This window comes from Edaphovirga cremea (assembly GCF_003332275.1).
Lineage (GTDB): Bacteria > Pseudomonadota > Gammaproteobacteria > Enterobacterales > Enterobacteriaceae > Edaphovirga > Edaphovirga cremea.
This window is the reverse complement of record NZ_QOVA01000007.1, coordinates 166,398-187,284: the sequence shown is the minus strand read 5'-3', so window position 1 is coordinate 187,284 and position 20,887 is coordinate 166,398. Positions and strand designations below refer to the sequence as shown.

General features: G+C 49.8%; 19 protein-coding genes. 8 read left to right on the top strand and 11 right to left on the bottom strand.

Features of this window, described 5'->3' with window-relative positions:
- Positions 1-215 precede the first annotated feature (215 nt).
- The 4 genes from DRI82_RS12350 (at position 216) to htpX (ending at position 4,796) form a co-directional block, all read left to right on the top strand.
- Positions 216-713, top strand: a complete 498-nt coding sequence (locus DRI82_RS12350) for a GAF domain-containing protein (RefSeq protein WP_114194043.1) — start codon at positions 216-218, stop codon at positions 711-713.
- Positions 714-808: 95 nt separating this feature from the next.
- The gene (proQ, locus tag DRI82_RS12345) at positions 809-1,543 is read left to right on the top strand and encodes an RNA chaperone ProQ (RefSeq protein ID WP_114194041.1); all 735 of its coding nucleotides are present in this window, start codon (positions 809-811) and stop codon (positions 1,541-1,543) included.
- 19 nt (positions 1,544-1,562) lie between these two features.
- Positions 1,563-3,611 carry a carboxy terminal-processing peptidase gene (gene prc / locus DRI82_RS12340; protein ID WP_114194039.1) on the top strand — a complete coding sequence of 683 codons (2,049 nt, stop codon included), beginning with the start codon at positions 1,563-1,565 and terminating at the stop codon, positions 3,609-3,611.
- Between the two features lie 306 nt (positions 3,612-3,917).
- Positions 3,918-4,796 carry a protease HtpX gene (gene htpX, locus DRI82_RS12335; RefSeq protein WP_114194038.1) on the top strand — a complete coding sequence of 293 codons (879 nt, stop codon included), beginning with the start codon at positions 3,918-3,920 and terminating at the stop codon, positions 4,794-4,796.
- Positions 4,797-4,926: 130 nt separating this feature from the next.
- Here htpX and DRI82_RS12330 read toward each other — a convergent pair whose 3' ends face one another.
- On the bottom strand, positions 4,927-6,330 hold the full coding sequence (locus tag DRI82_RS12330) for an MFS transporter (RefSeq protein ID WP_114194036.1): 1,404 nt from the start codon (positions 6,328-6,330) through the stop codon (positions 4,927-4,929).
- Between the two features lie 179 nt (positions 6,331-6,509).
- Positions 6,510-7,334, bottom strand: a complete 825-nt coding sequence (gene rhaS / locus DRI82_RS12325; RefSeq protein WP_114194034.1) for an HTH-type transcriptional activator RhaS — start codon at positions 7,332-7,334, stop codon at positions 6,510-6,512.
- Positions 7,335-7,723: 389 nt separating this feature from the next.
- Here rhaS and DRI82_RS12320 point away from each other — a divergent pair, with 389 nt between their 5' ends.
- The 4 genes from DRI82_RS12320 to DRI82_RS12305 all read left to right on the top strand — a co-directional run bounded on the left by DRI82_RS12320 (position 7,724) and on the right by DRI82_RS12305 (position 11,230).
- Entirely contained in the window at positions 7,724-8,890 is a 1,167-nt protein-coding gene (locus DRI82_RS12320) for an oligogalacturonate lyase family protein (RefSeq protein ID WP_114194032.1), read from the top strand.
- A 211-nt stretch (positions 8,891-9,101) separates the two neighbouring features.
- A complete protein-coding gene (gene kdgR / locus DRI82_RS12315; protein WP_114194030.1) occupies positions 9,102-9,893 on the top strand; it encodes a DNA-binding transcriptional regulator KdgR in 792 nt (263 codons plus the stop codon).
- Positions 9,894-10,136: 243 nt separating this feature from the next.
- Positions 10,137-10,547: an MbcA/ParS/Xre antitoxin family protein gene (locus DRI82_RS12310; RefSeq protein WP_245956824.1), complete on the top strand. Its 411-nt coding sequence runs from the start codon at positions 10,137-10,139 to the stop codon at positions 10,545-10,547.
- Entirely contained in the window at positions 10,547-11,230 is a 684-nt protein-coding gene (locus DRI82_RS12305) for an RES family NAD+ phosphorylase (protein ID WP_114194026.1), read from the top strand. Before DRI82_RS12310 ends, DRI82_RS12305 begins: the two co-directional genes overlap by 1 nt.
- A gap of 48 nt (positions 11,231-11,278) precedes the next feature.
- Here the strand turns inward: DRI82_RS12305 and DRI82_RS12300 are convergent, their stop codons facing one another.
- The 9 genes from DRI82_RS12300 to DRI82_RS12265 form a co-directional block, all read right to left on the bottom strand.
- Positions 11,279-12,670: an L-cystine transporter gene (locus tag DRI82_RS12300; RefSeq protein WP_170138700.1), complete on the bottom strand. Its 1,392-nt coding sequence runs from the start codon at positions 12,668-12,670 to the stop codon at positions 11,279-11,281.
- A 231-nt stretch (positions 12,671-12,901) separates the two neighbouring features.
- A complete protein-coding gene (locus DRI82_RS12295; protein ID WP_114194022.1) occupies positions 12,902-13,465 on the bottom strand; it encodes a metal-dependent hydrolase in 564 nt (187 codons plus the stop codon).
- A gap of 51 nt (positions 13,466-13,516) precedes the next feature.
- Positions 13,517-13,672, bottom strand: a complete 156-nt coding sequence (locus DRI82_RS23860; RefSeq protein ID WP_157968056.1) for a hypothetical protein — start codon at positions 13,670-13,672, stop codon at positions 13,517-13,519.
- Positions 13,673-13,830: 158 nt separating this feature from the next.
- Complete coding sequence (locus DRI82_RS12290) at positions 13,831-14,541, bottom strand: oligogalacturonate-specific porin KdgM family protein (protein WP_114194020.1); 711 nt, start codon at positions 14,539-14,541, stop codon at positions 13,831-13,833.
- 281 nt (positions 14,542-14,822) lie between these two features.
- Positions 14,823-16,112: an ABC transporter substrate-binding protein gene (locus DRI82_RS12285; RefSeq protein WP_114194018.1), complete on the bottom strand. Its 1,290-nt coding sequence runs from the start codon at positions 16,110-16,112 to the stop codon at positions 14,823-14,825.
- A gap of 15 nt (positions 16,113-16,127) precedes the next feature.
- Positions 16,128-17,255: an ABC transporter ATP-binding protein gene (locus DRI82_RS12280; protein WP_114194016.1), complete on the bottom strand. Its 1,128-nt coding sequence runs from the start codon at positions 17,253-17,255 to the stop codon at positions 16,128-16,130.
- A 13-nt stretch (positions 17,256-17,268) separates the two neighbouring features.
- On the bottom strand, positions 17,269-18,183 hold the full coding sequence (locus DRI82_RS12275; protein ID WP_114194014.1) for a carbohydrate ABC transporter permease: 915 nt from the start codon (positions 18,181-18,183) through the stop codon (positions 17,269-17,271).
- Positions 18,176-19,066 carry a carbohydrate ABC transporter permease gene (locus tag DRI82_RS12270; RefSeq protein ID WP_114194012.1) on the bottom strand — a complete coding sequence of 297 codons (891 nt, stop codon included), beginning with the start codon at positions 19,064-19,066 and terminating at the stop codon, positions 18,176-18,178. Before DRI82_RS12270 ends, DRI82_RS12275 begins: the two co-directional genes overlap by 8 nt.
- A 45-nt stretch (positions 19,067-19,111) precedes the next feature.
- A complete protein-coding gene (locus tag DRI82_RS12265) occupies positions 19,112-20,773 on the bottom strand; it encodes a pectate lyase (RefSeq protein WP_245956823.1) in 1,662 nt (553 codons plus the stop codon).
- Positions 20,774-20,887 lie beyond the last annotated feature (114 nt).

Below are 20,887 nucleotides of genomic sequence, written 5' to 3'. Positions count from 1 at the left end.
TAGCGCGTTGATGACTGTTAGCGTAGCTTGGTTAGCCACTGCGGTCAGGCTCGAATATGCAAAAAATGTATTTTGGGTCGGCAAACATACATTGTAGGCTAGTGTTTTTAAAGCCACAGATGATTCACCTTGTGGCAATAGGCATTTAATGCTTATTTTATAGGGGCTAAACACCGCTGGTGGCTAGTCATCCTTATTGTTCTCATGGTTATTAAATGAATAAAGAAGCATTCTACACCGAATTAAAACGTGATTTGAGCGCGTTGATCGCCGGGGAGAGCAATTTTATTGCTACCCTATCTAATGCCAGTGCCTTGTTGTACGAACGTCTTGAGGACGTCAACTGGGTTGGATTCTATTTATTGGATGGTACGACGCTGGTTCTTGGCCCTTTTCAGGGCAAAATTGCCTGCGTGAGAATTCCGGTAGGTAAAGGGGTCTGTGGTACGGCAGTGGCAGACAATGCCGTACAGCGCGTTGGCGATGTACATGCATTTCCCGGGCATATCGCCTGTGATGCAGCCAGCAATGCTGAAATTGTGTTGCCATTGAATGTGGGTGGCCGGGTTATTGGCGTTTTAGATATTGATAGCACGCGTTATCAACGTTTCGATCACGACGATGAACAGGGCTTGAACGCTGTGGTGGCGGGGCTTTGCGCGCACCTCGAACAGTGCGATGCGGCAAAATATGTCAATCTGATCGCAAGATGATCTACGGATAACGTGGCATTTACTGATGACGTCATTATAATGGCGCCTGTTCATGCCTGCGCCGGTTGGCAAACCCGTTGTAATCAGGAAATTTCATGGAAAATCAACCTAAGTTGAACAGTAGTAAAGAAGTCATCGCCTTTCTGGCAGAGCGTTTTCCGCTTTGTTTTACTGCCGAAGGTGAAGCACGTCCTCTGAAGATCGGTATTTTTCAAGATCTTGTGGAACGTGTACAAGGCGAGGAAAATCTGAGCAAAACGCAATTGCGTTCTGCCTTACGCCTCTATACCTCAAGCTGGCGTTACCTTTACGGCGTTAAAGTCGGCGCTCAACGCGTTGATCTTGACGGTAATGCTTGTGGCGAGCTTGAGGAACAACATGTAGAACATGCCCGCAAGCAACTGGAAGAAGCTAAAGCACGTGTGCAAGCACAGCGTGCAGAGCAACAGGCCAAGCGTCGCGAAACCGCCGGTGCCCGCGAAACCAGCGGTGAAAATACCGAGGTCCGCCGTCCGCGTCCTGCTGGTAAAAAACCTGCACCACGTCGCGATAACACCGCGTCGCAGGAAAACCGCAAGCCGCGTCAGCAAAATCGCCCGCAACAAGCCAGCCAGCCTCGTCCACCGCGGCAGGAAAATCAGCCGCGCCAGGTGCCAGTAGCCCAACAGGTTACCGATATCTCTAAACTGCAGATTGGCCAGGAAATCAAAGTCAGAGCAGGTCAGAGCGCGATGGATGCAACCGTACTTGAAATCGCTAAAGATGGCGTACGTGTACAGCTCTCTACCGGTCTGGCGATGATCGTGCGCGCAGAACACTTGCAGTTCTGATACGGAGGCCAACCCAGGCATGAACAAATTTGTCAGATTAACCGCAATTGCGGCTCTGTTTCTGGCAGTGGGGATCAGCTTTGCCAACGATACGCCGGTAAGTATCGACAAACTGCCCCAACTGCACCAGGAACGGCAAGACGCGACCGTCAGTGAACGTGTGACGTCACGTTTCACCCGATCGCACTATCGTCAATTCGATCTTGACGAGAGTTTTTCCGCTAAAATCTTCGATCGTTATCTCAACATGCTGGATTTCAGCCATAACGTGTTTATGGCGTCTGATGTTGCGCAGTTTGCGGATAAAAGAAACGCAATGGGCGAAGAGCTGAAGTCTGGCAATCTGGATACCGGCTACGCACTCTTTAATCTGGTGCAAAAACGGCGTTACGAACGTTATCAGTACGCGTTGTCGGTGCTTGAAAGGCCGATGGACTTTACGGGGACTGACACGATCGATCTCGATCGCAGTAAATCACCGTGGCCAAAAGATGTGGCCGAGCTGAATCAGTTATGGGATGCGAAAGTCAAATATGACCAGCTGAACCTCAAACTGACCGGCAAAAGTGACAAAGAAATCAAAGAGACGCTCACCAAGCGCTACCAGTCGGCGATTAAACGCCTGAGCCAGAGCAACAGTGAAGACGTTTTCCAATTGGTCATGAATGCGTTCGCGCATGAGATCGACCCCCATACCAACTATCTGTCGCCGCGCAATACCGAGCAGTTCAATACTGAGATGAGCCTGTCTCTGGAAGGGATTGGTGCGGTGCTGCAAATGGATGATGACTACACGCTCATCAACTCCATGGTGCCGGGTGGTCCGGCAGCGAAGAGTAAATCAGTTACCGTTGGCGATCGCATTGTCGGTGTCGGCCAGACCGGCAAACCGATGGTGGACGTGATTGGCTGGCGTCTTGATGACGTCGTTGCGCTGATCAAAGGGCCGAAGGGCAGCAAGGTCCGCCTAGAACTGCTCCCTGCCGGCAAGGGTACCAAAACGCGGACAGTGACGCTGACCCGTGAACGTATTCGCCTTGAAGATCGTGCAGTCAAGATGACCATCAAGCAGATCGGCAAAGAGCGGGTCGCGGTGATGGATATTCCGGGCTTCTATGTCGGTCTGACCGATGACGTCAAAGTTCAGCTGCAAAAAATGGCCAAAGAGAACGTCAGCAGTCTGATTATCGATCTGCGGACCAATGGCGGCGGCGCGTTGACCGAAGCGGTGTCACTCTCCGGTTTGTTTATCCCGAGTGGCCCGGTCGTTCAGGTGCGTGATAACAATGGCAAAGTGCGCGAAGACAGCGACGCGGATAACATTGTGTATTACAAAGGCCCGCTGGTGGTGATGGTTGATCGCTTCAGTGCGTCTGCGTCTGAAATTTTTGCTGCCGCAATGCAGGACTATGGCCGGGCGCTGATTGTCGGTGAACCGACTTTCGGTAAAGGCACTGTGCAACAGTATCGCTCCCTGAACCGCATCTACGATCAGATGCTGCGCCCTGAGTGGCCAGCGCTGGGTTCGGTGCAGTACACCATCCAGAAATTCTATCGTGTTGATGGTGGCAGTACGCAACGTAAAGGCGTGACGCCAGACATCATGATGCCAACCGGTATCGAGGCGGCGGAAACGGGTGAAGAGTTTGAGGATAACGCCTTGCCGTGGGACAGCATCAATGCTGCAACCTACACCAAGAGCGGGGATGTGAAGCCTTTCCTGTCTGAGCTGCTGAAGGCCCATAGCGCGCGTATCGCCAGCAATGAAGAGTTCCAGTATATCGCGAAGGATATCGAACGCTTCAAGGCGCTGAAAGACAAACGTGACATCGTCTCTCTCAATTACGCCCAGCGTGACAAAGAGAACCACGAGGATGATGCGACCCGTCTGACGCGTATCAACGAGCGCTTCAAGCGTGAAGGCAAGAAACCGATTAACGCCCTTGACGATCTGCCAAAAGATTACCAGCAGCCGGATCCGTATCTGGACGAAACTGTCCATATCGCACTTGATTGGGCCAGGATGGTAAAAGATCAGGCGCCACAGCAGCCGGTGGCGGCGAAATAGTCCTTAATCAGGATGCAACAAGATGTCAAAAGGCGCACTTCGGTGCGCTTTTTTTATGGTTTTCGACCACTTATTGATGAGATCTGCCTGGGCTGGTCGACGCAGTGACGGTGTAAAAATGTTCAATGTTTGTGAATTAAAGCCCTGCAAATTGTAAAGTATTGTGATTTTGGCCGCTTAAAGCGCCTCCCCCTCTTGAAACCCTTCGGGAAGCCCATAGGATCTACGGTAACTCCACAGTGCGTGGTTAGGGCACTCGACTTAAGCTTTGGGCAATCTACTTAACAATGAGGAAGTAAGAATTCTATGATGCGTATAGCGTTGTTCCTGCTGACCAACCTGGCGGTGATGTTGGTTTTCGGACTGGTGCTCAGTCTGACAGGGATCCAGTCACGCAGTGTTCAGGGACTGATGATCATGGCTGGCCTGTTTGGTTTTGGCGGCGCATTAGTCTCGCTGCTGATGTCAAAATGGATGGCTTTGCGCGCGGTGGGTGGTGAAGTTATTGAGCAGCCGCGCAATGAAACGGAGCGCTGGCTGATAGATACCGTGCGTCGTCAGTCGCAGCAGGTAGGTATCAAGATGCCGCAGGTGGCGATTTATCACGCCCCTGATATCAATGCGTTTGCAACGGGTGCCCGCCGTGATGCGTCGTTGGTCGCGGTCAGCAGCGGATTGCTACAGAATATGAGTCAGGACGAAGCCGAGGCGGTTATCGCCCATGAGATCAGCCACGTCGCCAATGGTGATATGGTGACCATGACCCTGATTCAGGGCGTAGTGAATACGTTCGTGATCTTTATTTCGCGTCTGATTGCGCAGGTGGCTTCCGGTTTTCTGTCGAGCCGCAATGACGGCGAGAGCAGCAGCGGTAACCCGATGATTTACTTCGCCGTGGCGACGGTGCTGGAGTTGGTATTTGGTATTCTTGCCAGCATGATTACCATGTGGTTCTCCCGCTATCGTGAATTCCATGCTGATGCGGGCTCCGCCAAATTGGTAGGGCGTGAGAAGATGATCGCCGCGCTGCAACGGCTGAAAACCAGCTACGAGCCACAGGAAGCAGGCAGTTTGATGGCATTTTGTATCAATGGTAAATCCAAGTCGTTCAGCGAATTGTTTATGTCGCATCCGCCATTGGACAAACGTATTGAAGCGCTGCGTAGCGGTGCCTATCTGAAATAACCGGTCGAAACGATCGCACCATCCAAAAGCCCCGCATTTTACAGTGCGGGGCTTTTTTTGTGGGCCATGTGAAACTTGTTTGCCCTATAAAACTTGTTTGCCATATAAAACCATGGCTTAACGCGAACGACTACTTCCCACTCTCATGCCGGTGAATGGCAGGATGGTTGCCAGTGGGCTGGGTCATGCGCAGGAAACTGACCACCGCGCCACTGCCAGCAAATACGCCAGCCAGAATCAATGACGCGTGGGTTCCGTGATCGGGGAAGAGGTTGAACATCAGCGCCACCAGGGCGGCTCCGGTGGTCTGGCCGAGCAGTCGCGCAGTGCCGAGCAATCCGCTGGCTCCGCCGCTGCGGTGGCGCGGTGCGGCAGTGATAATCGTGTGGTTGTTCGGCGATTGGAACAGGCCAAAACCTGCGCCGCAGATTATCATGCGCCAGATGATATCCAGATCCGTCGGTGAGGAGGGCAGCAGGGCCAGGGAGAACAGTCCCATCGAGAAGACCGCCAGTCCGATGCCGCCCAGCATACCAGCGTGGTAACGCTCAATCAGGCGCCCGGCAATCGGTGCCATCACCATGGTTGCCAGTGGCCACGGCGTCAGCAGCAGACCGGTCGATACTGCATCGCGCCCCAGCGTTGCTTGCAAGAAGAACGGCAGCGAGACAAACGATAACATTTGCGCGCTAAACGAGAACAGCGACGTTCCGAGTGACATTGCAAATATTGGGATGCGCAGGAGATCCACGGGCAGTAACGGGAACTTTTGCCCCAGTTGGCGGCGAATAAAAATAAAGCCAATCAGCAGCAGGACGATCAGTTCGCCACCGGTCAGCCAATGATTCTGCCCTTGGGCAAAACCGCTGATGGCGGTGATCAGTAAACCAAAGGTCAAGGCATTCAGCACGCCGCTGAATATATCGAAACGTTGTTCTTTGCTGCGGCTGATATTTGGCGGCAGAAATTTGATGCCCAATAGTAATGCCACCAACCCGATCGGCAAGTTAATGGCAAACAGCCATTGCCACGATGCCACGGACAGAATGGCGGCGGCCACGGTCGGCCCTGCGGCAGATGACACGGCAACGATCAGCGCATTAATCCCCATCCCCCGACCGAGAAATTTTTGCGGATAAATAATGCGGATCAGTGCGGTATTGACACTCATTATCGCGGCAGCACCAAAGCCTTGCAGCACCCGCGCGAAAGTCAGCGTCAACAGCGAATCGGAGAGCGCACAGAACAGGGAAGTGACACTGAATACCAGCAACCCCCACTGATAGACGCGTCGATAACCCACAATATCGCCGAGCGAAGCCAATGAAAGCAGCGAAATGGTAATCGCCAACTGGTAAGCATTTACCACCCAAATGGATGACGCCGGGCTGGCGTTCAAGTCGTTGGCGATCGTGGGCAGGGCAACGTTGGCGATTGCACCATCCAGAACAGAAACGGTAATACCCAGGGCAATAGCCAAAATTGCGCCGTAGCGCTGCGGAAGCGGTAAACCGTCTGCGGGGGTCGATGTCATGTAAAGTATCTATTGCTGATGATGAGCCAGGGGAATATTACTATGCTAACCACTTGGCCGCTATTTTTCACTTGCCGCGATCGTTATTTTGTAAGAGAAATTCAGTCGGCAATCTGCTTTTGGATGCTCCCATTTACCAAATCATGTCAGGAAAATATCAACTAATTGATTTTATAACATTAATTAAATTGCATCGACTTACGCATGTGGCTTGGGCTGACGCCAAAGGCTTTCTTGAAGGACGTTGAGAAGTTATTGCTGTCGCTGAAACCACAGGCAAAGGCAATCTCGGTCAGCGTCTGATCGGTTGACTGGATCTGGTATTTCGCCCGGTTCAGACGCAGATGATTGAGGTATTTCTGCGGTGTCTGACCCGTGTGATTGAGGAATTGACGGTGCAGCGTCCTTGGCGTGATAAAAAAGCGTTCAGCCAATGACTCCCAATTAATGTCATCCAGCGCATGCTGTTGCAAAAACAGTAAGATTTGTTGCAACTTATCCTGGTTTGAATCGGAGTGGCTGACGCGATAACGGCCCTGACGCAGCAAAAGCAACATTTTCAAAAACAGCATCTCTTTACGGCATTGCTCGATCAGCGGCTCCTGCTCTTCATCGCGATTCATATCTTCCAACATCTGCTTAAGCTCTTTTTTCAGCTTTGGACTAATGTTCCACACACAACCCTCCTCGGGTTTCGGTAGCAGATGAGTGAAGTTTTTGATGAAGGTGAATTCCTCATTCGGACGGTAAAGAATATTCACCAGATTCAGGTCGTCAACCTGTTCAAAAAGATGGCGATCGTTGGCACTGATGTAGAAAAACATGCCGCAGTTGATGGCATACGGAAAATCATTCAGCACATGTATCCCTGAACCGCCGTCAACGATAAAGATTTCGTTGAAATCATGGGTGTGCTCGGGGAAAGCCTCCTGGGGTTCACGGAAGGCAAGGGCTACAGCATCCTGCTGGTGCGGGAAGAAATCATAACTGCGCAACATATACATAGCCTGCTTCCTTAAGAGATGTTGTAGGAAAACGGCAACGACTCGCCCATCGAGAGTATCCACCGCCAGCACATACAGCGTCAGAGACAGTTAAAACGTGGACGATAATAAAATAAACCTGCGTTTCATAAAAGTGTGATGGCAGAGAGGTATTTCAGGCTTTATTTCCTAAATAACAATGCGCAAGCAGTAGAATCAAGGCATGTGAAATTGGATTTTTCGTAAAAAATGTCCGAATCTGTGTGATTCCGTCAAAAACAAAATCTCGATCACGGAAAAATGAAACATCGTTTCTATAATGTGAAAATCATATTTAAATCGTGTACAATTACCTCATGTCACTGACACGTTAAATTTTTTTCATACTCTCGAAGCTAAGGATTTTTAGGATGTCCAAAGGTACACAGATCCCGTTGACGTTTCATACGACCCTTGACAGCGCTACGGGCGCCAAAGTCACGCGTCTCACTCCTCCCGATGTTACTTGTCACCGCAACTATTTCTATCAGAAATGTTTCAGCAGCGATGGTAGCAAATTGTTATTCGGCGCAGGTTTTGATGGCCCGTGGAACTACTACTTGCTGGATCTGAAAAGTCAGGTTGCCACGCAATTGACTGAAGGCAAGGGCGATAATACGTTTGGCGGCTTTTTATCCCCAGATGATAAGTCACTGTATTTCGTGAAAAGCGAACGTAATCTGGTGCGTGTGGATCTTGAAACCCTGCAAGAGACGGTGATTTATCAGGTACCTGAAGACTGGGTCGGTTACGGCACCTGGGTCGCCAACAGTGACTGCAACAAACTGGTCGGGATCGAAATCAGTCGTGCAGACTGGCAGCCGTTGACCGACTGGAAGAAATTCCATGACTTCTACTTCACCAACCCGTGCTGCCGTTTGGTACGCATTGATCTGAATACCGGTGAGCGTGAAGTGATCCTGCAAGAGAAACGCTGGTTGGGTCACCCCATTTATCGTCCAAATGACGACAGCACCGTCGCGTTCTGCCATGAAGGCCCGCACGATTTGGTTGATGCCCGCATGTGGTTCATCAATGAAGACGGCACCAATATGCGCAAAGTGAAAACCCATGCGCCGGGCGAAAGCTGCACCCATGAATTCTGGGTACCCGATGGTTCTGCGATGATTTACGTTTCATACATGAAAGGCAGCCGCGACCGTTTCATTTGCAGCGTGAATCCTGAAACGCTGGAAAATCGCCAACTGATGGTGATGCCGCCTTGTTCACATCTGATGAGCAACTACGATGGCTCGCTGCTGGTCGGTGATGGTTCTGATGCGCCGGTCGATGTGCAGGACAACGACGGTTACGAGATCGAGAACGATCCGTTCCTGTATGTCTTCAATATGAAAAATGGCAAGCAGCATCGTATCGCCCAGCACAACACCTCCTGGCGCGTATTCGAAGGTGATCGCCAGGTAACGCATCCTCATCCATCCTTTACCCCGGACAATAAACAAATTCTGTTTACGTCTGATGTTGATGGAAAACCTGCCTTGTATCTGGCCGACGTGCCCGAGAGTGTCTGGCAGTAACATTTTCAGATAAAAAACCGCATCTTCCCAGGTGCGGTTTTTTTATCTGACGCTATGATAGACAACCAATGATTGCGCAAAGCCGGTGCAAATTGTCTGGAATTTCTCGTTTCACTAACTCGCGCATTGCTAATTAATCTGAGTTCCCTTTATACTAAAAATGCTGTTCTATTTTTTTTAAAACAAAAGGCTGAGTAGGGTAACAACGACTATGGCTATCGCAGATCTAGATAAACAACCTGATTCCGTTTCATCGGTTTTAAAAGTATTTGGTATTCTACAGGCGTTGGGTGAAGAGCGCGAAATTGGGATTACCGAGTTATCTCAGCGTGTCATGATGTCAAAAAGCACGGTGTACCGCTTTTTGCAGACGATGAAATCACTCGGTTATGTGGCCCAGGAAGGCGATTCCGAGAAGTACTCTCTGACCTTGAAGCTTTTTGAGCTGGGTGCCAAGGCCTTGCAGAATGTTGATTTGATCAGAAGTGCGGATATTCAAATGCGTCATTTGTCCGAAGAGACCCGTGAAACTATTCACCTGGGTGCTCTTGATGAAGACAGCATTGTGTATATCCATAAAATTGATTCCATGTATAACCTACGCATGTATTCGCGCATTGGTCGCCGTAATCCATTACACAGCACGGCCATCGGTAAAGTGCTGCTGGCATGGCGCGATCGCGATGAAGTGAAAGAGATTCTTTCTGGTATCGATTTTACCCGCAGTACGCCGCACACCATTTGCAGTACGGAAGATTTGCTGCCGGTGCTGGATCGGGTGCGTGAGCAAGGTTTCGGTGAAGATATTGAAGAACAGGAAGAAGGTTTGCGTTGTATCGCAGTCCCTGTCTTCGATCGTTTTGGTGTGGTGATTTCTGGCTTGAGTATTTCATTCCCGACGATTCGCTTCTCAGAAGACAATAAAGGCGAAATCGTTAACAAGCTACATGCTTCTGCCCGCTATATTTCAGAACAAATGGGTTATCACGATTATCCTTTTTGAGGACGACGTTTTATCCCCGTTTTTAAGAACATCTTATAGAAGAACAGCAGATAATGGCATGATTGGGCAACGGCCAATTACTCCCATTATTTGAAAGAAAAAGAGGCGGCAAAGAAAATTTTTCTCTGCCGTTTTTTTTCGGCTCCTACTTTCCCCTGCTTATTTTTTATTCTTTTTGTTCATTAGTGGACAAGTTCTTTCTGTCGCGCTATTCTGCTGATACTGGCATTATATCCAGGGGGAATGATGACTCAATTACACTCACAATCAAAAGAGCCGCAACAACAGGCTGATTACAGCAATGCTTTGCCGGTAATTTTCCGTATTCTTGATAAGTGGCAATGTTCCATTGCTGAACAGATGACGTTGCTTGGTATCGACTCACGTACAACACTGAACAAATATCGCCAGCATCCGCAGAATATCAGGCTGTCTCGCGATCTGCTTGAGCGGATGAGTTATCTGCTCAATATCCATAAATGTTTGCGCATCATGTTTACCCATGAGGACAGCATTTATGGCTGGGTGCGCAAACCCAATAACCATCCGTTTTTTGCCGGGCGCAGCGCGCTGAACGTCATGCTGCAAGGGCGGGTCGCCGATCTCTATCAGGTCGCCAGCAGGCTGCATGCCTGGCGTGGCGGGGGCGCGTAATGGACGAGATCACCTCCCGTGTTTTCCAGCAACAACCCTGCTATCGGCTGATCCCCAGCCGTTATCCGACCATTGATGTTTTTGATGATGTCGCGACTGCGGAGGAATTGGCTGCCGTGTGGGCAGTAGAGGCGTTAACCAATGCCCGGCTGCGCGAAGAGGCTGGTGATTTGAACCGGGTCCCCAGTGAAGACTGGCTGGTGGGTGTGGCGCACAGCAGCTATGTGATGGCGGCATTTACCCATGTCAATCCAGAAGGTGGACGCTTCACCACCGGGGATTTCGGCGGGTATTATTGCGCACCGCATCTGGATACCGCCATTAAAGAGACGGTATACCACCAGGAGCGCATTTTGGGTTATACGGCTGAACCCGCGCAGCGTATTCAGATGCGCAGCCTCTTTGCCCGTTTTGATGCGGATTTATGGGATATCACCGGAGAGCCCTTTGCCCGCTCATCACTTTATCATCCCACGGATTATTCGCCGGGCCAGGCAATGGCAGTCAATGCCCATCAACAGCATGCCGACGGTTTGGTCTATTGCTCGGTTCGCCACAGCGGTTACGAGTGTTATGTTCTTTACCGCCCGCGCCTGGTCACCGAAATTTCCCAGTCAAAGCATTTTGAATACCATTGGAATGGCAGGGCGATTATCAATGTTTTTGAAACCAATGTGGCATAAAAAAACCGACGCCAAATCAACGTCGGTTTTTTCACTGCTCATTTTCGCTTAACGAATCGCTAATTCAGCTTCTTCATCCGCGTTAAATATCTCTTTATCTGTTTGCTTCATCAATTGGCTGGTCACTGTACCGGCGGTCATCGAACCGCTCACATTCAGTGCCGTACGCCCCATATCAATCAAAGGTTCAACAGAAATCAGCAGTGCGACCAGCGTAACGGGCAAGCCCATGGCAGGCAAAACAATCAGTGCGGCGAAGGTTGCACCACCACCCACACCGGCCACGCCAGCGGAGCTGAGGGTCACAATCCCGGCCAGCGTCGCGATCCACATCGGATCGAACGGATTGATGCCGACAGTCGGGGCGACCATCACGGCCAGCATGGCCGGATAAAGCCCCGCACAGCCATTCTGGCCGATGGTTGCACCAAAGGAGGCCGAGAAGCTGGCAATCGACTCAGGAACGCCTATACGGCGTGTCTGCGCTTCTACGTTCAGCGGAATACTTGCTGCGCTTGAGCGGCTGGTAAAAGCAAACGTCAGTACCGGCCAGGCTTTGCGGAAGAATTTCGCCGGATTAATACCGGTAAGTGACAGAATCACCGCATGCACTGCAAACATGATCGCCAGACCCAAGTATGACGCCACCACGAAACTGCCCAGCTTGATAATATCCTGCACGTTGGAACCCGCGACAACTTTGGTCATGAGAGCCATCACACCATAAGGCGTCAGCTTCATGACCAGACGAACGAGTTTCATCACCCAGGATTGCAGGGTATCAATCGCCACCAGAACGCGTTGACCTTTCTCTTTGTCATCCTTCAGCAGTTGCAGCGAGGCAACGCCGAGGAATGCAGCAAAGATCACGACGCTGATGATCGACGTCGGGTTGGCACCGGTCAGTTCAGCAAACGGATTCTTCGGTACAAACGAGAGAATCAATTGCGGTACCGTCAGGTCAGCCACCTTACCGATGTAGTTGCTTTCCAGCGCAGCGAGACGCGTCGTTTCCTGCGTTCCCTGAACCAGTCCCTCAGCCGTCAGGCCGAACAGACCCGTGACCAGTACGCCCACCAGTGCGGCGATAAGGGTGGTAAACAGCAATGTCCCAATCGTCAGGAAACTGATTTTACCCAGCGATGATGCGCTGTGCAGTTTGGCGACGGCACTCAGTATTGAGACAAAAACCAATGGCATCACAATCATTTGCAGTAACTGGACGTATCCGTTACCGACGATATTGAACCAGCCAATGGACTCTTTCAGAACCGGATTGTCCGATCCGTAAACCCATTGCAGCGCCAGGCCGAAGACCACACCGATCGCCAGACCGACCAACACTTTTTTTGCCAGGCTCCACTGCTTGTGGCGTGTTTGCGCCAATAGCAGAAGGAGGGCGACGAAGACCACTACGTTTATCACGAGCGGAAGATTCATACCCATGTCTCCAAGAATTTTATTATGAAATACTTCTTCTTTACCGCCAAATCTTGCCCATACCTGCGATAAAGCAGTGCAATCTAAATATGTTAACAGCTTCGGACTTTCATCACTTATATCCAAAAGTAATTATATATAACTTTAACTTAATATTCGGACGAGAAATACGCGTAATGGCGACATTATATTCAAATCGGGGTGATTGTCTTCAAATCAAGGTGATTGTCTTCAAATCGAGGTGATGGTTCGCAATAATTCACTCAAAGACTGCAAGTGCAGGCTGTCAATAATCGGCGCACCTTGCTGCCAGTAGATGGCAAAACCCACCAGAAACAGACATAACACCCTTTCGAGTTGATTGCCTTTCTGGCTGTTGAGCAGCGGCAAACGGAACTTCCAGCGGCAGGGCCACAGAAAAGGCACACCGGCAGGGGTCAGCATGTCGGCGAGAATATGGCTGAGATAGCCAATGATCATGGCATGCATGACGTCAGGTGGAATAACCCAGTCGGCGGGCATTTTGGCGCGGAACAACATGATGCCAGCAATAACCGCCAGCAGGCTGTGCGTAAATCCACGATGACCACACAGCCGGGCGATAGGCTGTGAAATCCATTTCAGGCGCTGGCCGATTATCGATTTAGGGTGATCGATATCAGGTAACAGTGACGTCAGCAGGGCACCGGGGATAATGTGCCACCAATCGCCATGCGCAAGCTCAGGGGATAACTCCGCTTTCTTGGAAAAAATGGCGCAGGCGACAGAAAAGATTAGGTGCCCTTCGGCAGTCATATAAAACCCGGACTGGATAACTGTTAATTTATCCAGTATAAGCGAAATATATCACTGACGGAAGCCGTCACGCTGTAACCATTTGTCAACAGAAGCCGGTAATGGCAAGGCTTTCAGCCAGTTTTGGACTAACGTCGGCCAACTGGCGGTAGGCAAACCTACTGCGCCACGAATGCCAAAAAATAACGGGGTGATGTGCCGACACACATCACCCCTAAAAAAAACGCTTAAATGGAAAAGAAACTTTGAGGGCAATAATGATGATATTCAGATATTTACCCGGAAAGGGGTAAATATATTAACAACGGTGGACGATCGCGCAACCCTCCACCGTTTGTACTCACACAACAATGACTTCACACCACTTAGAAGCTGTAAACTACACCAACACGGAAACGGGTTTGACGCTCGTCAGTGAATTTGCTGCCAGAGACGTTACCGATCGCGGCATATGGCTTCCAGTTCTTATCGATTTTGTAAGCCAGCTTAAAGTCGTGGGTCCAATCATAACTTTCGTTATTGGCGATTGGTGAGAAGTAAGCTGAGTTTGACTTCTGATATTCAACTTCATAAGTCAGGTTGAAATTTTGCAAGAAGTCATAGCTGATATAACTGGTCAGGGTATAACCCGATTCAGATGTATCTCTGGTGGTACCGATATTGCTGCTGTAGCGCTTGTAGAAAGGACGATAACGGAAAGAAACAACCACATCATCAACTATTTTTGCTTCGCCACGCAGATATGGACGATAGTTTGAAGAACCGGATTCTGAAACCAGGTTGAAACCTGCTTCAGCAGCGAACGTCTTGTCAAACTTGTACAACCAGCTCGCCGTTGCTTCAATGCCGTTACTGACGTTTTCATTGAAGGCTTTGTCTTTGCTATCGTCGTAGCCTTTCCACTTACCTTCCATGGACAGACCAAAACCGTTGGCAAAACGGTTGGACATCAATAAACGATCTTTATGTGTATTCCCTGCTTTGTCAGTCATTTCATGACGGTAGTCGAAAGATACTGCGCTTGCATTAATGCTAACAACAGTGGTGATTGCCAGTGCTAATAATTTTAATTTCATTATTTTATTCTCGCTGTTGAAGAACAGTGGTGTTGGTATTGATTTATTGAAATATCGTTTCATTAAAGCTGATATAGATTCTAAATACTTCCCAAAAGAATTATGTGATCCATGTCTTTTTTATATGATTAAACGTAAGAAAAGGTTACGAAGCGTGATCGTGATCTATATTGTTGATTCGCTACAAAAATATTGGGAGTTTTCCGAGGTATGTAGAAAAGTACCCCGTCATTTTAATAAATGACGGGGTATTGTTATTACAGAGTTAAATTAAATGTGTATTAACGTGAAGCGCGTTTTAAAATACGATCGCCTTGTTTCTGGAAATATTCTGCCGTTTCTTTAACGGATTTCTGACCATAATCTATTGACTGAATGGCATCACCAAACAGGGCAACGATTTGTGGGTCATCGAAATAAGGAGAAGTCTTCATTTCGTGTGGCAGTTTTAATGCCAGGGTCAAACCGGATACCGCAGGATCATCGGCCTTGATCACGCCATTGTCAGTCAATTGTTTCACTGCCGCCTGGCTCAATGGCACACCACGCTCCAGACCCAGTGCGTCAACGCCTTCTTTGCTGTTCAGCAGGAAGTTAATCAACAACGCACTTTCTTTCGGATGCTTGGTGGATTTACCGATTGAGAACATTTGTGCAGGTTTAAAGAACAGACCCGCGTCTTTTGCATCAGGCAGCATTGGATAATCACCCAGTTCCAATTTGGCTGGTGCTTTCAGGTTATCGGAGTATTTGTTAATGGTGGAGTTCCACATGTAGGTACCCGCCCACTCGCCGTTAACCCACGGTTTCATTTCATACATGTTGCTCTTGCCGAACGATGCATAGTATTTGGAAGACGGCATGACGTGGCTGTCAACCATTTTCTTATACATTTCAAAAAACTCAACCCACTGCTCTGGCGAGTAGTTGAATTTCTTGGTTGCTTCGTCAATGACAGGAATATTATATTTCTGCGTTATGTAAGAGCGGACCAGCGCCAGGGAGTCCTGATGCTCAAGAACCAGCGGATAGTATTGGTCACCCAGTTTTTCTTTGAATACCTGACCGGCAGCCAGCAGTTCGTCCCAGGTTTTAGGGTAGGCCAGACCGGCTTTTTTCCAGGTTTCTTCGTTAAAATAGAACACGCGCGCGGTCACGGAGATTGGGATCCCGTTCAGCTTGCCGTCAACCGTGGTTTGTTCCAATTCAATCGGGTTGAACTGGCTCAGATCCAGTTCGCCTTTCACGGTATTCAGGTCGTAGAAGCCTTTTCCGTCTTTAGAGAAAATTGGCAACCAGTTCCAGTTGGTCTGCATAACATCAGGCTCGGTACCGCCCGCAATCTGGGTGGTCAGACGGGAGAGGTGACCGTCCCAACCGGTGTATTCTGATTTAACATTGATATTCGGATATTGTTTGTGGAACTCTTCCAATGCTTTCAATGTGACCTGATGGCGGCCATTGCCTCCCCACCAGGACATACGCAGATTCACATCATCCGCAGCAAATGCCTGACTGGCAAACAGCACCAGAGAAGAGGCGACCAGGGTATGTAGAATTGTTTTTTTCATTGGGTACAACTCCTGTTATAGAGATATATTCTGTTCTGTTTTTGCATCAAAGATGTGGCACTTGTCCATTTCGAACTGGAAGTACACTGTCCCGTGCATAGAGCTTTCAATAATGGGTCTTGCCTGGTCTGAAGGCATACGGCAAGTTAACTCGAAGTTGTCTACTTTCAGGTACATGAAGAACTCATGGCCCATGTTTTCAACACGCACCAGTTCGCCCTGAGAATGGTTTTCGGCAAACGGCGTCGCTGAGACACTGACAAATTCCGGGCGCACGCCGAAGAACACGTCCTGTCCGGCATGAGACCTGACTTTATCTTGCTGAGACGCATTGAGAACCAGCGTGTAGTGACCGACAGTCAGACCGATTTGGCCATCCTTCTCCACCAATTTACTTGGCTTGATGTTCATCTCCGGCGCGCCGATGAAGCCCGCTACAAACATATTTTTTGGGTAGTGATACAGGTTGTCTGGCGTATCCACCTGCATGATATGACCCAGTTTCATTACGCAGATCCGATCGCCCATGGTCATGGCTTCAGTCTGATCGTGGGTAACGTAAACGGTCGTGGCCGGTTTGCCGCTCTTTTTCAGTTGCTTGTGCAGGTCTGAAATACGGATACGCATTGACGCACGCAGCTTGGCATCCAGGTTTGACAACGGTTCGTCAAACAGGAACACATCAGGTTTTTTCACGATGGCGCGACCTACCGCCACACGCTGTGCCTGTCCACCCGACAACTGGCGGGGCAGGCGATCCAGCAACTCTTCCAGCTCAAGGATTTTTGCCGCTTCCAGCACTTGCTCTTCGATCTGCGCTTTCGGCATTTTGCTCAGTTTCAGACCAAAGGCCAGGTTCTCTTTTACCGTCATGTGCGGGTAGAGCGCGTAGTTCTGGAACACCATCGCGATGCCGCGACTTTTCGGTGCCAGGTTATTCACGATACGGTCACCAATGCGCACTTCACCGCCGCTGATGGTTTCCAGACCGGCCAGCATGCGCAGGGTCGTTGATTTCGCACAGCCGGATGGACCGACGATAACCATGAATTCGCCTTCAGCGATTTTCAGGTCAATACCATGAACCGCTTTGAACCCGTTGGAGTAGACTTTTTCCAGTTTATTAAAAGTGACTTCAGCCATGATAAATCCTCAATTAACCTTTGATACCGCTGCTGGTTACGCCCTGTACGAAGTAGCGTTGAGCAAGGAAGAAAACAATAATGGATGGCAGGATGGAGATACTCGCCATCGCCAGAATTTCGTTCCACGGCGCGCCTTCGGTCACGTCGATGGACATTTTCAGCGCCAGTGCAATCGGGTACTTGTCAACGCTATAGACGTAGATCAGCGGGCCGATAAAGTCGTTCATGGACCACATGAACTGGAACAGGGCGACAGAGATGATGGCCGGTTTGAGGATCGGCACCACCACATACCACAGCACCTGGAAGGAGTTACAGCCGTCGATTTGTGCGGCCTCTTCCATATCACGCGGTACGCCGCGCAGGAACTGGATCAGCATGAACACAAAGAAGCCCTGTGTCGCAAATGCCAGCGGCAGGTAGAGCGGCATGTAGCTGTTCAGCATGCCCATTTCACGGAACATGATGTACTGAGGGATCAGCAGCACGGTGCTTGGCAGCAACATGGTGGTGATCAGCGTTGCAAACCAGAATTTCTTCCACGGGATATCAAAACGGGCAAACCCGTAAGCCACGATGGTTGAGGAAATAATCGTCAGGATTACTTTCGGAATGACATACTTGAAGGTGTTCAGCATGTAATGACCGAAGTTATATTCCGTACCGGTTTTCCAACCGTTGACAAAACCGTCGCTGGTCGCGTTTGAAGGCCACAGACCGATGGAGGTGAAGATCTCGTTGTTCGGTTTGAGCGACGCAGAGAACATCCAGACCAACGGATAGAGCATCAGCAAGCCGACGATCAGCAATATAACGTAACGGATGCAGGCATTAATCTTTTCACGGCGCAATGTACGGCTTACTTCTGCAGAGGCGATCTCTTCTGCTGAACTCAGTCCCGTTTGGCCATTGTGTAAATCAGCCATTTTTTCCTCCTTTATCTGCAGAATAGAACACCCAGTATTTCGACGATTTAAAGGCTATCGACGCAAAGACGGCGACGACCAGGAACAGAACCCACGCCAATGCGGCACCGTAACCCATATCGAAATATTTAAAGGCTGTTTCGTAAATATAGAGCGAGAACAGATAGGTATAATGCGTCGGGCCACCGCCGGTAATAACATAAGGACCGGTAAATTCCTGGAAGGCCTGCGTGGTCTGCATAATAAAGTTAAAGAAAATAACCGGTGTAATTAATGGCACGGTCACTTTCATGAACATTTGCCATTTAGATGCACCGTCAATCATGGCGGCTTCGTATTGCGACTGCGGAACGTTCTGCAGGGCAGCAAGGAAGATCACCATCGCTGAACCGAATTGCCAGACGCGCAGCAGCGTTACCGACATCAATGCCAGGGAAGGTTCACCCAACCAGTTAATCGCATCAAAGCCAAAGATACCGATGAAACCATTCAGCAAACCATCAATAGCAAACAGGGCACGCCACAGGACGGCGATGGCCACGCTGCTGCCGAGGATTGACGGAATGTAGTACGCCGTACGGAAGAAGCCAATGCCACGCAGCTTGAAGTTCAGGACAAAGGCAATACCCAGTGCGAACGCCAGTTTCAATGGAATAGTCAGGAACACATAGGCAAAGGTAACGCCCATGGATTTCCAGAAGAGATCATCTTCCATCAGCATATAACGATAGTTTTCCATCCCATTGAAAACGGGAGGGTTCATCAGGTCATACTCAGTAAAACTCAGTATAAACGATGAGACAAAGGGGAATGCCGTAAATATCAACAACCCTATTATATAGGGAGAGATATAGGCGAGCCCCAGCATTCTGTTTTCATTCATAATGCTTACCTGATCTGATTAAAAGAAAGTGAGTGAGTAAAATTTTTAATTTGGTAATAAAGACGTGTAAATAACTTCAACGTCAAAAATAGTTTTCCTTTGCTGGTAGTACTGAAAATCCCCGTGCAAATAACCGCCCTTTGTTAAAAGTGTTGGCAGAAGTTTGCCCTGTTGCTGTCTGGCCCCGATATAAGTCAACAAGGCAAGGGGAACAAGATCGTCAAGGCGGACGTAACGATGTTGTGCCGATTCCACGAAGAGGCCGCGGTGGAAATGACGACGGACCAGGTTATTCCCTACTTTGGCCGCGAGTGTGAACAGGGCATCTGAGTCACAGCTCTCAGCCAGTTCAGTCAGCGCCACGAGCAACTGCGGTGACGCCAAATCGGTGGTGTCTGCGCTGACGATATCCTCTGCGCAGGTGATATACGCCAGATCGAAGCGCTTGAGCATCACGCTCAACAGCGTCAGCAGGTCTGGATCTTTGGTGAGATTCCAGGCGCGCACCAGTGGCAGCAGATAATCAGGTTCCAGTGGGAACGCGTTAAGTACCGTATCTTTGGCACCGTAGTAGCCGTCACGCAGCAGACGGTAGCCAGTCATGTCCTGGCCGTCATTCCACATTGGCCGAAGGGTGTTGCTCTCAACGTCGTAGGCGCTTTGGTAGTAGCTCTTCAGCCCTGAAACGACCCAATCCATCATCTCTTCATCAGGTTGCTGACGCAGGATTTCCAGCATCGCCAGAGGATTGTCGATCAGCAGGGGGCGCATATCGCGGAACAGCACGTTGGCTTCGCGGGCGACTTCACCAAACTCCGGCCCAAATTGGCGTTTCGCACGGTCACCGTACCAGGACTCAGTCTGGCGATCGTCTGCGGGAATAGGCTGGCGTTGAAGCGGGGAGCTGAATTGATACGCGGGCATGCCAGTGTCTGGGTTACGCGCCAGAACATATTGGCGGTATAAATGCTTGCCCCACGCTGCCGCGTTTTTATCGCCTGTCAGACGCGCGAAGGTGAACGCTGCGAAGATCAGATCGGTACCGGCATTGACGAAGGTCAGTCCTTTGGTTTCTGGCAGTTCAGGCCAACGTGATGGGTCAACCACGTCATTACGCAAGTGTTTGAAGACATCCGGATCCGGCATTTTTTCATAATCGCCGTGGCGACCCAGATCGAGAGACTGCCAGTCTTCGACATGCGCATGCCAGAAGCTCTGAATGAAGTTGAGCGTGGTTTGGCGATCAATCTGCGCCAGATAATCATATAAGGGCAGGTGATGTTTCAATTCGTGCATCAGCGCCTTGGACTCAAAGCCTTCTGCCTGCAATGTATTGAGATTGACGAACCGATGGCCGCCCCAAAAGAACAGGCCGCTTTTCGGGTGAACATAGTTCGACATGAAATATTGGCTGTGCTCGTCGGCCTGTTGGCGGTACGTTTCATCACCGGTCACAACGCTCAATGCGATAAGCGTACGCAGCCAATTCTGCTGGCTGGCAAAGTTGGAAACCGCCGCCTGGTGGCCGTCTGAGAATTGCCAGGTCACAGGTTCAAAGCTAATAACGTCAAATCCATCGGCGAGCAAAGGCGTTGGATTACTGGTGCTGTGACCGTGTTTCTGGATTTGTTCAACGTGGCTGCGTATGGCTGACAACCAGTCCAGAATCATTCCATCACTGCTTAACGCTTTTGTTGCAACTGCCATTGACGATGCCTCATGTCGGGAAACTGTTTTACAGTTCCTCATAAATAGAAACAGTGTTTTGATTGATTATATTTGTATTTCGAAGCGAGTCATTCAGAGGATGGTAAAAGTGTG

Coding starts and splice junctions, on each gene's coding strand:
- DRI82_RS12300 (WP_170138700.1), bottom strand. CDS start 12,670: ATGAATCTTCCGCTCGTGATAAACGTAGTGGTCTTCGTCGCCCTCCTT.
- DRI82_RS12285 (WP_114194018.1), bottom strand. CDS start 16,112: ATGAAAAAAACAATTCTACATACCCTGGTCGCCTCTTCTCTGGTGCTG.
- DRI82_RS12320 (WP_114194032.1), top strand. CDS start 7,724: ATGTCCAAAGGTACACAGATCCCGTTGACGTTTCATACGACCCTTGAC.
- DRI82_RS12290 (WP_114194020.1), bottom strand. CDS start 14,541: ATGAAATTAAAATTATTAGCACTGGCAATCACCACTGTTGTTAGCATT.
- DRI82_RS12305 (WP_114194026.1), top strand. CDS start 10,547: ATGGACGAGATCACCTCCCGTGTTTTCCAGCAACAACCCTGCTATCGG.
- rhaS (WP_114194034.1), bottom strand. CDS start 7,334: ATGTATATGTTGCGCAGTTATGATTTCTTCCCGCACCAGCAGGATGCT.
- DRI82_RS12280 (WP_114194016.1), bottom strand. CDS start 17,255: ATGGCTGAAGTCACTTTTAATAAACTGGAAAAAGTCTACTCCAACGGG.
- DRI82_RS12265 (WP_245956823.1), bottom strand. CDS start 20,773: ATGGCAGTTGCAACAAAAGCGTTAAGCAGTGATGGAATGATTCTGGAC.
- prc (WP_114194039.1), top strand. CDS start 1,563: ATGAACAAATTTGTCAGATTAACCGCAATTGCGGCTCTGTTTCTGGCA.
- DRI82_RS12295 (WP_114194022.1), bottom strand. CDS start 13,465: ATGACTGCCGAAGGGCACCTAATCTTTTCTGTCGCCTGCGCCATTTTT.
- DRI82_RS12330 (WP_114194036.1), bottom strand. CDS start 6,330: ATGACATCGACCCCCGCAGACGGTTTACCGCTTCCGCAGCGCTACGGC.
- DRI82_RS12275 (WP_114194014.1), bottom strand. CDS start 18,183: ATGGCTGATTTACACAATGGCCAAACGGGACTGAGTTCAGCAGAAGAG.
- kdgR (WP_114194030.1), top strand. CDS start 9,102: ATGGCTATCGCAGATCTAGATAAACAACCTGATTCCGTTTCATCGGTT.
- htpX (WP_114194038.1), top strand. CDS start 3,918: ATGATGCGTATAGCGTTGTTCCTGCTGACCAACCTGGCGGTGATGTTG.
- DRI82_RS12350 (WP_114194043.1), top strand. CDS start 216: ATGAATAAAGAAGCATTCTACACCGAATTAAAACGTGATTTGAGCGCG.
- DRI82_RS12310 (WP_245956824.1), top strand. CDS start 10,137: ATGATGACTCAATTACACTCACAATCAAAAGAGCCGCAACAACAGGCT.
- DRI82_RS12270 (WP_114194012.1), bottom strand. CDS start 19,066: ATGAATGAAAACAGAATGCTGGGGCTCGCCTATATCTCTCCCTATATA.
- proQ (WP_114194041.1), top strand. CDS start 809: ATGGAAAATCAACCTAAGTTGAACAGTAGTAAAGAAGTCATCGCCTTT.